Raw genomic sequence first — 14,144 nt, 5'->3', positions numbered from 1 at the left:
GGTCTGTCTGTCCCCTGCGGGTACTCATTGGGGACGTACTTAAATGAGTACCCATCGCTCAAGGTGGCACCTGGGGACGTTCCTTATGTGCCGGCACTTTGGGACACTCCTTGTCAAGGTTTTGTTCCATCGTGCGGGTTGCTATTTAACGTGCGACAATGCCGTGTGGAAATCGAAATGTCTCCTGGGGGCTATCTATGCTGTACGAGTTTTGTGCCGAGAACTTTGAGCGTGTGCCGGCGGCTATCGATGCCGGTGCTAAGCGCATCGAGTTGTGCGACAACCTTGCCGTCGGTGGTACCACGCCCTCGGCCGGCGTTATCAGCACTACGGTCAGCTATGCTCACGAGCATGACGCGCGAGTGATGTGCATGATTCGCCCGCGTGGCGGTGACTTTCACTACAACCAGGACGAGCTGCGCATGATGGAGATGGACTTGGGTCTTGCCGTGAGCGCCGGCGTTGACGGCCTGGTCTTTGGCTGCTGCAAGCCCTGTGCCGGCGGCTGGGCGCTCGACGAGCTCACCCTCGGCGCCCTCGTGATGGCTACGGGCTGCGCGACCGAGGAGTGCAAGCGCGGGGCCATCGATATCACCTTCCACATGGCCTTTGACCAGCTCTCGCCCGAGGCTCAGCTGGACGCCATTGACACACTCGCCGACTGCGGCATCACGCGCATCCTGACGCATGGTGGTGCTGCCGGAACGCCGATCGAGGACAACCTGGAGCACCTGTCGCGTCTTGTCGAGTATGCGGGCGACCGCCTGACCATCCTTCCCGGCGGCGGCATTTCTACGGCCAACCGCGATACCGTGGCGGCGGCATTGAGCGTCTCCGAGCTCCATGGCACCAAGATCGTGCCGCTGGAGGCGTAACCCGTGGCGCTGGTATTTGACGTTCAGCAGGCGAACGGTAAGCCCGACGACAACCGGCGCCCTGGCACCGCGTGTCCCTTTTGCGATACCGAGGAACTTGCCGATATCATCCGGCGCGATGGTGACTGCATCTGGCTCGAGAATAAGTTCAAGACCCTGCGCGCCACCCGTCAAACCGTGCTGATCGAGTCGGCCGATCACGATGCCGACCTGGTGATCTATGAGCCGGATGAACTCCACCATGTGATACGGTTTGCCCTGGGTTGCTGGCAGCAGATGATCGATTCACAGCAGTATCGCAGCGTTCTCATGTACAAGAACAAGGGTCCGCTCTCGGGCGGTAGTCTCGTTCATCCGCACATGCAGATTGTGGGTTTGGAGCAGGAAGACGGCTACACTTCGCTGACTTCTGCCAATTTCGAAGGCATCAATGTCTGGCAACAGGGGAGAATCTCGGTCAATATCTCAACCGAACCGATCATGGGGTTCTTTGAGATCAACGTTTCAGCCCCGCAGGGAATCGCCGCCAGCGATGACGCACGAGACCAAGCCGAGGCGGATCTCTTTGCCGATGCGATCCAGGTAGCTCTGCGCTATATCCTAAACGAGCACCACGGTGGTCGCGCAGAGTCGTACAACTTGTTCTTCTATCACCTGGGCGGTCGGACCATTGCCAAGGCGCTGCCGCGTTGGGTGGTTTCGCCCTACTTTGTCGGCTATCGTTTGGCCCAAGTCAATGCCGAGACGACGCTCGATATCGATGCTGAGCGTCTGCGTGCGCATCTGGAAACGCTCGTATAGCAAGACTAACACCCGCGTAATGCGGACAGCCTAGCGCGCCATGGCGTCGCGGCCGGCTTCGACCCGCTTGCGCTGTTTGGTGCGCTCCTCGCAGGTTAGGCACTCAAAGAGATGCCCGATAATCGAGGCCAGCACCTGCTGAAACAGCGTGCCGCACATGACGGGGAACACGACCTCGCCCGGAAAGTACTGCGTGGCGATGACGGCACCCGAAGAGATGTTGCGCATGCCGCAGGTAAAGCACATGGTAGTCGTCTCGCTATATGGCAGATGCAGCGCACGTGCGACCAGAAAACCGACGACAAAGCCGCTGATGGCGAAGACCAAAATAAAGAGGGCGACTTCCAGGCGCACCGCGTTTATGTGCAGCACGTACTCGCTCATAGCGGTGGAGTTGGACGCGATGACGCCCATCATCATGAACTTGCAGGCGGGCGAGAGCACGGGAGAGAGTTTCTCGTGGCCCCAGCCGCGCGTGAGTTCATTGATGGCAATACCGAGCACAGCGGGGATGGCGATCATAAAGGCCATGTTCTGCATCATGCTCGGCACGTCGATCGAGACGGTGGCGCCCAGCAGGAGCTTGAGCGTAAGCGGAATCGTCACAGGTGAGATAACCGAGGACGTCAGGATGATGGTGAGCGCGAGCGGGCCGTTGCCGCCGAACATGCTGATCCACATAAAAGCGGTGACGGCCACGGGCACGCTGTATTCGAGCACAATGCCGCAGACAAGGTTGGGGTTGGAGCCAAAGAAGAGTGACCCCATGGCATACGCCGCGATGGGAATAAGCACCGCCGAGACGAGCAGCGCCAAGACTAGGTGCAACGGACGGCGGAACACCTCGGTTACCTGGTGAAAGGTGTTGCTGAGCGCACCCTGAAACGTCATAAAGGCAAACAAGGTGGGAACGATGGGCTTGAGTACGCCAATCTGTTGGGGAAAGAGCACGCCGAGTGCCACGCAAATCGGAACGATGACCTGCATGTGCCCCGCGAGAAACTTGCCCAGTCCAACCCATTGCTTCATATGCGCTTGTGACTCCCTTTGCCCGTGAACCCGTTTTGAATGGATATGCTAGACGCTCGCATGCGTCCGTGCGTCAGAAACGCTCGAATATTTCGAGGCTATTACCGGCATCGTTTACCGAAACCGCGGCGTGCTGCGGCGATTTGCGTCTGCTCTGCACGGTATAATAAATCCGTTCAACAGATCTGCCTGCCGAAGCGGGCATACACAGAGGACTCATCGCTATGAACCGTGAGAGGTATCGCGGCGACCTGCCCCTATCGGGGGTGGGCGCCTATGTCATCGCTTAAGACGACGCATCGCTGGGCGGTCGCTCAGCAAAACCCCGAGCTCGAAAAGGAGCTTTCGGCTGGCCTGGGCATTCCCGGGCTGGTGGCGCGTATTATGGTCGCGCACGGCATTACATCCATCGAAGAAGGTCAGCTGTTTTTGACGCCTTCGCTCGATCGCGACTGGGCCGACCCACTCATTATCCCGGGCATGTCGGTCGTTGCCGACCGCGTCGAGCGTGCTATTTGCAACCACGAGCACATTGCGGTCTTTGGCGATTTTGACGTTGACGGTATTACGTCGACCTGCCTGTTGACCGAGGCACTGCGCACGTTTGGCGCCGATGTCACGCCGTTTATTCCGCATCGCTTTGACGAGGGCTACGGTCTTTCGCGCGCGGCGCTCGACCGCGTTAACGAGCTCGCTCGCCCTCAGCTGATCGTGACCGTCGATAACGGTATTGCCGCCAAGGAAGAAGTCTCCTATCTGGAGAGCCTGGGGATCGATTTGGTGGTCACGGACCATCACGAGCCCTCCGACCAGGTGCCGCAGGGCGTGCCCCTGACCGACCCCAAGCTCGAGGACGAGGGCCCCTCGCGCGAGCTTGCCGGTGCCGGCGTGGCACTCAAGCTGGTGCAGGTCCTGGGCGAGCGTTTGGGCAAGCCGTCGTATTGGCGTTCGCTGATCGAGGTCGCGGCGCTGGGCACCGTGTCCGACATGATGCCGCTCACGCCCGAGAATCGCGCACTGGTCGCCGAGGGCATCCAGCAGATGCGCGTGACGGCCCGTCCCGGCTATATCGCGCTTGCCGCACTTGCCAAGGCCGACCTTTCTACCATTACGGCCGACGGCCTGTCGTTTTCGCTCATCCCTCGTCTGAATGCTGCCGGCCGCATGGCTGATCCCAAGCTGGCGCTCGACCTGCTGCTTGCCCGTGATCCTATCGAAGCAAGTGCACTGGCAGCCGAGCTCGAGGAAATCAATCGCCAACGCCGTGAGATCGAGGCGGAGCTCACGTGCGATGCCATGGCGAAGGTCGAGGAGACTTATGACGGCGGGCGCGCAATCGTCGTGGGCGGCGAGGGCTGGCACGAGGGCGTCAAAGGCATCGTGGCGAGCCGCTTGACCAATCGCTATCACGTGCCGGCGCTGCTGTTCTCGATCGAGGACGGTATCGCGCGCGGCTCTGGTCGCTCGGTGGGCAAAGTTAACCTGTTTGACGCCGTCGAGCGCTGTTCCGACCTGCTGATTCGTCGCGGCGGACATGCCGGTGCGGTGGGTGTGACCATCGAGGCATCCAAGCTCGATGAGTTCCGCCGCCGCCTTTCCGCCGTGCTATCGGAGCTTCCCGCCGAGGACTTTGAAGACACCGACGAGGTCGCCGCCACCGTCGACCTTTCCGAGCTGAATATCGAGACCATCGAGCAGATCTCCCGTCTTGAGCCGTTTGGCCAGGGCAACAAGGTGCCGCTGCTGGCTGCCGAGGGCGTGACGATGTGCGACCGCGCCGTGGTGGGCAAAACCGGCGAGCACATGCGCTTTGTGGCGACCGATGGCGCCGCGAGTGTTCCGGCCATTATGTTCCGCGTGCCGCAAATCGATAAGCTCATCAACTGCGATAGCGCTGTCGACTTGGTGTTCGAGGCCGTTGCCGAGCATTGGCAGGGGCGTGTGAAGCCCAAGCTCATGATCAAGGATGTTCTGGTCCGCGATACCACGCTGCCCAGCGTCGACGATCCGGCATGCGAGCTTCGTCGTGGCGTGCAGCCGGCGGATTCCGGCCTGCGCCTGGAGTCGCGTAAGCGCGAGACGCTCGCCCAGCTTTCCTATACCGAGCTCACGCGCTCGCTTATCCATAGCTTGATCGGATCGAACCAGCCGCACCGCGCGCAGGTTGAGGCGCTCGATGCCTTGGCCGACCACCAGAGCGTCTTGGCCGTTATGGGAACGGGCCGCGGCAAGTCTCTCATCTTCCATGTGCATGCTGCGCGCGAGGCTGTCCTTCGCGGACGTGCGAGTATCTTTGTCTATCCGCTGCGTGCGCTTGTTGCCGACCAGGCCTATCACCTCTCGTCGACGATGGCAGCGCTTGGCATTGGCGTTGGCGTGCTGACCGGCGAGACCGTGGAGGCCGCACGCGATGATGTGTTCGCCGGCCTAGCTTCGGGCCGCACCGGTATCGTGCTCACGACGCCCGAGTTCCTATCTATCCACCGTGACCGCTTCGCGCGTTCGGGCCGCATCGGCTTTGTCGTTATCGATGAGGCGCACCACGCCGGCCTTGCCAAGGGCGGCGACCGCAGCGCCTATCTCGACATGCCCGATATCCTCAAAGCCCTGGGCGACCCGGTTGTTATGGCTGCGACGGCCACCGCGACGGCTCCGGTCGTGGCCGAGCTTGCCCGCATGCTGCCGATTACTCGCACGGTGGTCGACGAGACGGTGCGCGAGAACCTGCAGCTCGAGGACGACCGCGACCTTGCGAGCCGCGAGAACCGTTTGGTGTCGATCGTGGCGACGGGGGAGAAGACCGTCATTTACGTCAATTCGCGCGACCAGTCCGTGGCGCTCGCCAAGACGCTACGCAAACGCGTTCCCGACTACGCGTCGCATATCGCCTTTTACAACGCGGGCCTTACGCGCACCGACCGCCATCGCGTAGAGGAGGCGTTTCGTGACGGATGCCTCAGCTGCATCGTCTCGACCTCTGCCTTTGGCGAGGGCGTCAACCTTCCCGATATTCGCCATGTCGTGCTCTACCACATGCCGTTTGGCGCGATTGAGTTTAACCAGATGAGCGGCCGCGCCGGTCGCGATGGCCAGCCCGCCGTGATCCACCTGCTCTATTCGTCGCGCGACGCCCGCATCAACGAGCGCCTGCTCGACTGCTACGCACCCGAGCGCGACGAACTCGTCACACTCTATCGTGCGCTGCAGACCATGTGGCGCTCCAACCGCGGTAAGACCGGGGATGATTCATTCTGCGCAAGCGATATCGACATCGCGCAGATGTGCCTTGCCATCGATGCTCGCACGCCGGTCGACGAGCGCTCGGTGGAAAGTGGCCTGGGAATCTTCGAAGAGCTTGGTTTCTGTCGCGTTTCGGGGTTTGACGACACCCGTCGCATCGCGATGGCCGAAAACCCCGGCCGTGTGCAATTGAGCAGGTCAATTCGCTATTTGGAGGGCTTGCGCTCGCGCATGGAGTTCTCGGCTTTCCGGAGTTGGGCGCTCGATTCGTGCGCTTCTGATATGCTAGCCAAAGTTAACCGCCCGATCGTACCGCGGGCCTAGGGGAAGGGGACCTCGATGGATGCCGCAGCCCGTACCGCCCATGATTCCACCCTCCAGCCGTTCTCGGAGATGGAGCACTATAAGCATGCCGATGAGCTGCCGCCCGAGATTATGGCGGACAGCTACGACAAACTGGAGCGTCTGTGCCTCAAATATATGAATGAGGACGACTTCTCCAAGGTGGAGCAAGCCTACTGCTTTGCCGCCGAGAAGCACTGCAACCAAAAGCGCCGCTCGGGTGAGATGTACATCAACCATCCCGTCGAGGTGGCCATCATTTTGGCCGATCTCAAGATGGACTGCGATGTAGTGTGCGCCGCGCTGCTGCACGATACCGTCGAGGATACCGAGACCTCGCTTGCCGATGTTTCCGGCCTGTTTGGCGATACGGTGGCCGAGCTCGTCGATGGCGTGACCAAGCTCACCAACATCGAAGTCGACAGTATGGACGAGAAACAGGCGCTCACGCTGCGAAAGATGTTCCTCGCCATGTCCAAGGACATCCGCGTCATCATCGTTAAGCTTGCCGACCGTCTGCACAACATGCGCACCCTTGCAGCCCTGCGTGAGGACCGTCGCCTGTTTAAGGCTCGCGAGACCATGGACGTGTATGCGCCCCTGGCCGACCGTCTGGGCATGAGCTCCATTAAATGGGAGCTCGAGGACCTGTCCTTCTTCTACCTGGAGCCCGATGCCTACCAGCGCATCGCACGCATGGTGGCGGAGTCGCGCGAGGTCCGTGAGCGCTATCTGGCCGAGACCATCAAGACGCTCACCGACGAGCTCAACCGCATTGGCCTGGAAGACTTCCAGATCAACGGCCGTTCCAAGCACTATTGGTCCATCTACCAAAAGATGAAGCGCAAGGGCAAGGAATTCTCCGAGATCTACGACCTGGTGGCACTGCGCGTCATCACGCATTCGGTGCGCGATTGCTACTCCACGCTCGGCGCGGTGCACACGCTGTGGCACCCCATGCCCGGCCGCTTTAAAGACTATATCGCCATGCCCAAGGTCAATAACTACCAGTCGCTCCACACGACGGTCATCGGCCCCACGGCTCGCCCGCTCGAGATTCAGATTCGAACCTATGAGATGCATGAGCAGGCCGAGTACGGCATTGCCGCCCACTGGCTATATAAGAAGTCGGGCGGATCGTCTGCTTCCAAGACCAATGACGCTCAACGTTTGGACGACCAGATCAACTGGCTCAAGCATTCGCTCGATTGGGCGGCTTCCGACGAGATCACCGATGCCAAGGAATACCTGCATTCGCTGAAGGTCGACCTCTTCGATCAGGAGATCTTTGTCTTTACGCCCAAGGGCGAGGTCATGGCGCTTCGTGCCGGCTCCACGCCGCTCGACTTTGCCTACGCCGTTCACACCGAGGTGGGAAACCATTGCGTCGGCGCCAAAATCAACGGTGCGGTGGCTCCGCTCACGCACGAGATTAAGACGGGTGACCGTGTCGAGATTCTGACTAACAAGAGTTCCAAGCCGTCGCGTGATTGGCTCAAGATCGTTAAGACACCTTCCGCCAAGTCAAAGATCCGCCGCTATTTTGCCGCTGCGACCAAGGACGACGACGCTGCTGCTGGTCGCGATATGCTGGCTAAGGACCTGCGTAAGCGTGGCTATGGCATTTCTACGCCGCGTTCGACGCGTGCGCTCAACGCCGTGGCGGAGCAGTTTAACTTCAAGCAGCTCGAGGACCTGTTTGCCGCCGTCGGCGCCGGCAAGGTTGCCCCGCGCGCTGTGGGCAATAAGGTCGAGCAAATCTTGGACCCCAAGCCCGAGGAACAGCTCACCAAGGCCGAGGCTATCGCCGAGGTCGTGAAGCAGCCTGCTCGCGGCTCCAACCGCAAGCCGCAAAAGCGCGGCAAGAGCGCCAGTAACGGCATTATCGTCAAGGGCGAGAGCAACAGCGGCCTACTGGTCCGTCTGGCTCATTGCTGCAACCCCGTGACGGGCGACGACATCGTCGGCTTCATCACGCGCGGTCGTGGCGTTTCGGTGCATCGCGCCAACTGTCCCAACGTCAAGGGTCTTATGGAGCATCCCGAGCGCATGATCGAAGTGGAGTGGGACGGCGCTGCCGACACCCTCTTCCAGGTCGAGATCGTGGTCGAGTGCCTGGACCGCATGGGCCTGCTCAAGGATGTCACCATTGCCATTGGCGATGCGGGCGGCAATATCCTTTCTGCCGCCACGTCGACCAACCGCGAGGGTATTGCAACCCTGCGCTTTATGGTCGAGATCTCGGACGCGAGTGGTCTGGATCCGCTGCTGGCCTCCATCAGCAGCGTTGACTCGGTCTACGACGCGCGCCGCCTGATGCCCGGTGAGGGTGGAGCCCAGCTTAAGCGCCGCGTTTAGTCGCGACGAACGTGTCACATTATCGATATTCGCTACACTCGAGGCATCGTTTGATGCCTCGAGTTCTATAGAGAGGAGAGGGACATGAGTGCTGTGTCCTTGGATTTAACTCCCAAGGGATCGGTCGAGATCGAGACGCTCGTAAACGGTCCCATTCAGACCAATAGCTATGCTGTTATTTCGGACAATGAGTGCGTGATTATCGATCCCGCATGGGAAGGCGAACGCCTGGTGGAGCATATTCGAGCCGAGCATCCCGGCGTACGCGTGTTTGGCGCCGTATGCACTCATGGCCATGCCGATCATGTTGGTGGTGTTGCAGGCGTGCGAACCACCGTTGGCGAGGGCTGCCAGTATGAGCTGTGTGCTAAGGATGTGGCGGTGCCGCATGCGAACATCGAGGAACAGCGAGCTATGTGGGGCATTGAGACGCCTGACCCCGGGGAGCCGACGCACCTGCTCGCCGAGGGAGATGCTATCAAGGTGGGCGATATCTACCTGCAGGTGATCGAGACGCCAGGGCATACGCCGGGCGGGATCGTCTTGTTTGCCGCCACCGAGCAGGGGAACATTGCCTTTGTGGGCGACACCATGTTTCCGGGTGGGCACGGCCGCACCGATCTTTCTGGAGGAGACGAGGCGGCGATTCTGCGCTCGCTCTCCAAGCTCGCCCGGCTTCTCCCGCCCGATACCGTTTGCCTAACCGGTCATGGCGATTCGACCACCATGGCACGCGAGCTCATGCAGAACCCTTTCATGCAGATTTAGCTTAATAGTCGGCTTTTGAAGCACGAGAAGCGTCCAAACGTCAAGCTATTTTTCCCCAACGGGTCGATTTCGTAGGGCAAACGGTCAAAAAAGTCTGTTTGGACGATATTCGTGAACAAACGAACGTTTATGCTCGGGTGCGCCGTGGTAAAATCTCAGGCGTTATCGGAGCAACCTTACAGGAGGTTTCTTTTATGCTCGTCAACGCAGCAGACATGCTCAAGAAGGCCGAGGCCGGCAAGTACGGTCTTGGTGCCTTCAACACCAACAACCTCGAGTGGACCCTGGCTATTCTCCAGGCCGCCGAGGAGGCCAAGTCTCCGCTGATCCTTCAGTGCACCGCTGGTGCCGCTAAGTGGATGGGCGGTTTCAAGGTCTGCGCCGACATGGTCAAGGCTGCCGTCGAGGCCACGGGCGTTACCGTTCCCGTCGCCCTTCACCTCGATCACGGTTCTTACGAGGACTGCTTCAAGTGCATCGAGGCCGGCTTCACGTCCATCATGTATGACGGCTCTCACGAGGAGACCTTCCAGCTTAACCTCGACCGCACCAAGGAGCTCGTTGAGCTTGCCCACTCCAAGGGCATGTCCATCGAGGCCGAGGTCGGCGGCATCGGCGGCACCGAGGACGGCGTGACCTCCAGCGGCGAGCTCGCTGATCCTGCTGAGTGCAAGCAGATCGCTGACCTGGGTGTCGACTTCCTCGCCTGCGGCATCGGCAACATCCACGGCGTGTACCCCGCCGACTGGGCTGGTCTTTCCTTCGAGCGTCTGGGCGAGATTAAGGCCCAGACCGGTGACCTGCCCCTCGTTCTGCACGGTGGCACCGGCATCCCCGAGGATCAGATCAAGAAGGCCATCTCCCTGGGCATCTCCAAGATCAACGTCAACACCGACCTGCAGCTCGTCTTCGCCAAGGGCGTCCGCGAGTACATCGAGGCTGGCAAGGATCAGCAGGGCAAGGGCTTTGACCCCCGCAAGCTCCTCAAGCCTGGTCGCGACAACATCGTTGCCCGCACCAAGGAGCTCATGGAGGAGTTTGGCTCCGTCAACAAGGCGTAAGCGTCGCTAAACTTCCCGCCGGAAGCCCCGTCCCCCTACACTGTTTCCTTTGCGCTCACCTGGCTTTGCCAGAAGTCGCGCCAAGAAAACAGCTCCGGGGGACGGGGCTTCCTTCGTTTAACGCCGCAGGGTTACGAGGCTGAATTATTTATTTGACTACCGTTCAGCGGTGTTGATGGCTCCCTTGTTGGGGCTTTCTTTTTATCTCGCTACAATGGGCTTCAAGCGTTCTAGTGACTTGGAGTTTTGGTATGGCTGTTATTAATGTGCTGCCTTCGGATGGGAAGGTTATTGACGAGGGTCCAGTTGGTTGCTCTGCTGATGTTTGCTGTGATGACTTTCGTCATCTCGATGTTGGACTGCCGCCCGAGATTCTTCGTCTTATGGATGCCGGGTATTTGACGCAGGCTGTTGCTGCCTGCGATCGCCTTTTGGAGCAGAACCCCGAGCCTTCGCTGGCTGCTTGTGTTCGTGCCGAGCGGTATCGCATGCTCGAGACGCCGCTTCATTTTTCGGTGTCGCGCGACCAGGCTATTGCGATGATTCGCGAGGAGTGGCCAGAGTTTACCGAAGAGCAGTTTGATGACCTGATTAATCGTAAGCGTATTGACTGGCGCTTTATCGATGGCGAACTGTTCGTTCTCGACAACTTCCTCGATTCGCTTCGCGTATATCCCAAAGAGGTTCCCGGCATGCGGCCCGATTCTACGGACGGAATAGCACTGCGCAACGAGATGCTCAAGGAGATGGAGTCACAAAACGGATTGGCTCGCGTCATTACGCTTAAAGCGTCCGTGTCTGTCCCCGGCGCTCTGGAAGGGGAGACCGTTCGCGCGTGGCTACCCGTTGCCGCCGCCTGTCGTCAACAGTCTCATATCGAGGTTCTCGATATGACGCCGGAGGGTGCTGTTGCCCCCGCGAATGCTTCGGCGCGTACCGCCTCGTGGTCTTCTTCGAGTGAGCGCTCATTCTCGGTGACCTATCGCTATCAAATTGATGCCGCTTATCGTGATGTCTATGGGGGTGCGCTTCCGGTGCATCCTTGCATGGACGCGCCACTGCCCGTGGACACCTCCGAGGACCGTCCGCACATTGCATTCACGCCGTATCTACAGCAGCTGACAGCCCGTGTCATTGACGGGCTCGAGGATCCGCTCGATCGCGCCCGTGCTATCTATGATTACCTGACGCAGTACATCGACTATCGCTATCAGCCGCCGTACTTGCTTTTGGGATCTATTGCCGATGACTGCGCGCATTCGCTCCGCGGCGATTGCGGCGTTATGGCGCTCACGTTTATCACCATGTGCCGTATCGCGGGCGTGCCTGCCCGTTGGCAGAGCGGCCTGTATGTTGCGCCCGATTCGGTGGGGTCGCACGACTGGGCAGAGTTCTATACGCCGCAGACCGGATGGCTCAACGCCGACGTGTCATTTGGATCTTCTGCTCGCAGGATGGGGGAGGAGTGGCGCCGCCGTCACTACTTTGGCAATCTCGACCCGTGGCGTATGGTGGCCAACAATCGATTCCAGGCAGAGTTTGAGCCCTCTTTCGACGGCATGCGCGAGGACCCTTACGATAACCAGATGGGTGAGGCTTCGGTCGACGGTCGCGGATGCCGTCGGCGCGAGATGCTCCGCACGGTCGAACTCATCGAAATGCTCGAAGTTCCATTTTCGGACTAATCGGTAGAAAGCTGTGATAAACTAACTCACGCATTGCGTGCCCGAGTGGCGGAATTGGCAGACGCAGTGGACTCAAAATCCACCGTTGGCAACAACGTGCGAGTTCGAGTCTCGCCTCGGGCACCATACATGCAAGTGAGCGTTCAAGGGGGTCAAGGCCCCCTTTTTCGTGTACGTAATGTGATAACGCGCGGTACGTGTTATTATTCGCAAGGCGTTGTTCCCGCAATGCCCTAAAGAGGAACCCGAGGGCTCCCACCTTTTGGCGCCAATGAGCAGCTGACTGGTCATACAACTTAGATTCCCTTCCTCAAATCGAGGATGTCTATGTGTACGACCTGGTTGCAAAGAAGCGCCGGGTTATTTTTTTTATGAATGGAGGTAGGGAAAATAGCTAAGTCTGATGACACCCGCATCAACGACGAGATCACTGCATCTTCGTGCCGTTTGATTGGCGTCGATGGCTCTCAGCTCGGCCTGTTCGCCATCCGCGATGCCCAGCGCGTCGCCGACGATCAGGGTCTCGACCTGGTCGAGATCGCTCCCAACGCGGAGCCGCCGGTCTGCAAGGTCATGGACTACGGTAAGTTCAAGTACCAGCAGGCCATGAAGGCCAAGGCTGCTCGTAAGAACCAGTCCAAGGTCGAGGTCAAGGAAATGAAGTTCCGACCCAAGATCGACGTTGGCGACTACGAGACCAAGAAGGGCCACGTTCTGCGTTTCCTCAAGAAGGGCGCACGCGTTAAGATCACCATCATGTTCCGCGGCCGTGAGATGGCTCACCCGGAGCAGGGTCTTAACGTTCTCGAGCGTCTCGCCGAGGATCTCAAGCCTTACGCTACGGTCGAGTCCAAGCCTAAGATGGAAGGCCGTAACATGCTTATGCTGCTCGCCCCGATTAAGGGCGCCTTCGATGAGGATAAAGCGGCAAGCGATACCAAGTAACTAGTGTTCTGTAACCGATTAAGGAGTATTTCATGCCTAAGATGAAGTCCCACAGCGGCACCAAGAAGCGTTTCCGCAAGACTGGCACCGGCAAGCTTATGCGCGCCAAGGCTTTCAAGAGCCACATCCTGAGCAAGAAGTCCACCAAGCGTAAGCGTGGCTTCCGTCAGGAGACCGAGATCGCCGCTGCCGACCGCAAGGTCATCAAGTCGCGTCTCGCCTAAGTTCGCGTTCCCGTTTTTCGTTTTACCGTCTAGGAGTTGATAGAACATGGCACGTATTAAGCGCGCTGTTGCCGCCAAGAAGAAGCGCCGTACCGTTATGCACCGTGCGAAGGGTTACTACGGTGCCGCTTCGCGTACTTACAAGCATGCTAAAGAGCAGGTCCAGCACTCCCTGCAGTATCAGTATCGTGATCGCCGCAACAAGAAGCGCGAGATCCGCTCTCTCTGGATCACCCGCATCAACGCTGCCGCTCGCCTGAACGACATCTCTTACTCTCAGTTCATGCACGGCCTGAAGGTTGCCGGCATCGAGCTCGACCGCAAGGTCCTGGCTCAGATGGCTTACGAGGACATCGAGTCCTTCAACGAGCTGGCCACCATCGCCAAGAAGGCTCTAGAGGCCTAATAGATTCTCTTGAATCGCTAGGGGAGTGTCGCGTTGTGCGCGGCGCTCCCTCTTTTTATCTGAAGCGCGGTTTACATTGCTAAAAGCGCGGGTAGATAAACACTTATAGGTGACCGATCTCTATATATTCCTGAACCAAAGGGTCATCATCTGATACGTGCGGAAGATCCGCACCAGTCTTTCTATTACCTATAGAAAGCAATATGTTGTGTAGGACTTGTGAAGAGTGGAATTGACGTCCCACAGGGCTTCGCGGTCTGGCAATATATCTCCTTGCCGCGCGGCCCGGTCGGACCGGATCAGCCGCGCAGGCGTGCACCTTGAGAACCGGATACTGCGAGGATGGACACACCAGTTGTGTCGCATCCGGGCAGACATCGAACCATTTGAAATGGTCTAACTTGGATTTG

Annotated in this window: 11 protein-coding genes and 1 tRNA gene; 11 read left to right on the top strand and 1 reads right to left on the bottom strand. The window is 59.2% G+C overall.

Annotated features, from left to right (window positions below; translation table 11 throughout):
* Positions 1-197: 197 nt before the first annotated feature.
* The gene (locus DWW73_RS04635; RefSeq protein ID WP_089573303.1) at positions 198-875 is read left to right on the top strand and encodes a copper homeostasis protein CutC; all 678 of its coding nucleotides are present in this window, start codon (positions 198-200) and stop codon (positions 873-875) included.
* A 3-nt stretch (positions 876-878) separates the two neighbouring features.
* Positions 879-1,676 carry a DUF4931 domain-containing protein gene (locus DWW73_RS04630; protein ID WP_117757687.1) on the top strand — a complete coding sequence of 266 codons (798 nt, stop codon included), beginning with the start codon at positions 879-881 and terminating at the stop codon, positions 1,674-1,676.
* Between the two features lie 30 nt (positions 1,677-1,706).
* Here the strand turns inward: DWW73_RS04630 and DWW73_RS04625 are convergent, their stop codons facing one another.
* A complete protein-coding gene (locus DWW73_RS04625) occupies positions 1,707-2,705 on the bottom strand; it encodes a bile acid:sodium symporter family protein (RefSeq protein WP_089573301.1) in 999 nt (332 codons plus the stop codon).
* A 276-nt stretch (positions 2,706-2,981) separates the two neighbouring features.
* On the opposite strand from DWW73_RS04625, the gene recJ reads away from it, so the two are divergent.
* The 9 genes from recJ (at position 2,982) to rplT (ending at position 13,734) form a co-directional block, all read left to right on the top strand.
* A complete protein-coding gene (gene recJ / locus DWW73_RS04620; RefSeq protein ID WP_117778877.1) occupies positions 2,982-6,269 on the top strand; it encodes a single-stranded-DNA-specific exonuclease RecJ in 3,288 nt (1,095 codons plus the stop codon).
* Between the two features lie 15 nt (positions 6,270-6,284).
* Positions 6,285-8,645 (top strand): bifunctional (p)ppGpp synthetase/guanosine-3',5'-bis(diphosphate) 3'-pyrophosphohydrolase, encoded by a 2,361-nt coding sequence (locus DWW73_RS04615; RefSeq protein WP_089573299.1) that lies wholly within the window; start codon positions 6,285-6,287, stop codon positions 8,643-8,645.
* Positions 8,646-8,729: 84 nt separating this feature from the next.
* Positions 8,730-9,413: an MBL fold metallo-hydrolase gene (locus tag DWW73_RS04610; protein ID WP_117776097.1), complete on the top strand. Its 684-nt coding sequence runs from the start codon at positions 8,730-8,732 to the stop codon at positions 9,411-9,413.
* Positions 9,414-9,607: 194 nt separating this feature from the next.
* Positions 9,608-10,474: a class II fructose-1,6-bisphosphate aldolase gene (gene fba, locus DWW73_RS04605; RefSeq protein ID WP_035137086.1), complete on the top strand. Its 867-nt coding sequence runs from the start codon at positions 9,608-9,610 to the stop codon at positions 10,472-10,474.
* Positions 10,475-10,725: 251 nt separating this feature from the next.
* Positions 10,726-12,159: a transglutaminase-like domain-containing protein gene (locus tag DWW73_RS04600; RefSeq protein WP_117778876.1), complete on the top strand. Its 1,434-nt coding sequence runs from the start codon at positions 10,726-10,728 to the stop codon at positions 12,157-12,159.
* 39 nt (positions 12,160-12,198) lie between these two features.
* A tRNA-Leu gene (locus DWW73_RS04595) sits at positions 12,199-12,285 on the top strand.
* A 249-nt stretch (positions 12,286-12,534) separates the two neighbouring features.
* Positions 12,535-13,104, top strand: a complete 570-nt coding sequence (gene infC / locus DWW73_RS04590; RefSeq protein WP_006234423.1) for a translation initiation factor IF-3 — start codon at positions 12,535-12,537, stop codon at positions 13,102-13,104.
* Between the two features lie 32 nt (positions 13,105-13,136).
* Positions 13,137-13,328 (top strand): 50S ribosomal protein L35, encoded by a 192-nt coding sequence (gene rpmI / locus DWW73_RS04585; RefSeq protein ID WP_006234422.1) that lies wholly within the window; start codon positions 13,137-13,139, stop codon positions 13,326-13,328.
* Between the two features lie 46 nt (positions 13,329-13,374).
* A complete protein-coding gene (rplT, locus tag DWW73_RS04580; RefSeq protein WP_006234421.1) occupies positions 13,375-13,734 on the top strand; it encodes a 50S ribosomal protein L20 in 360 nt (119 codons plus the stop codon).
* Positions 13,735-14,144 lie beyond the last annotated feature (410 nt).

This window comes from Collinsella sp. AF16-8 (assembly GCF_003462695.1).
Lineage (GTDB): Bacteria > Actinomycetota > Coriobacteriia > Coriobacteriales > Coriobacteriaceae > Collinsella.
Note: the sequence above shows the minus strand (reverse complement) of the source record. Positions and strands in the feature narration are given on the sequence as shown.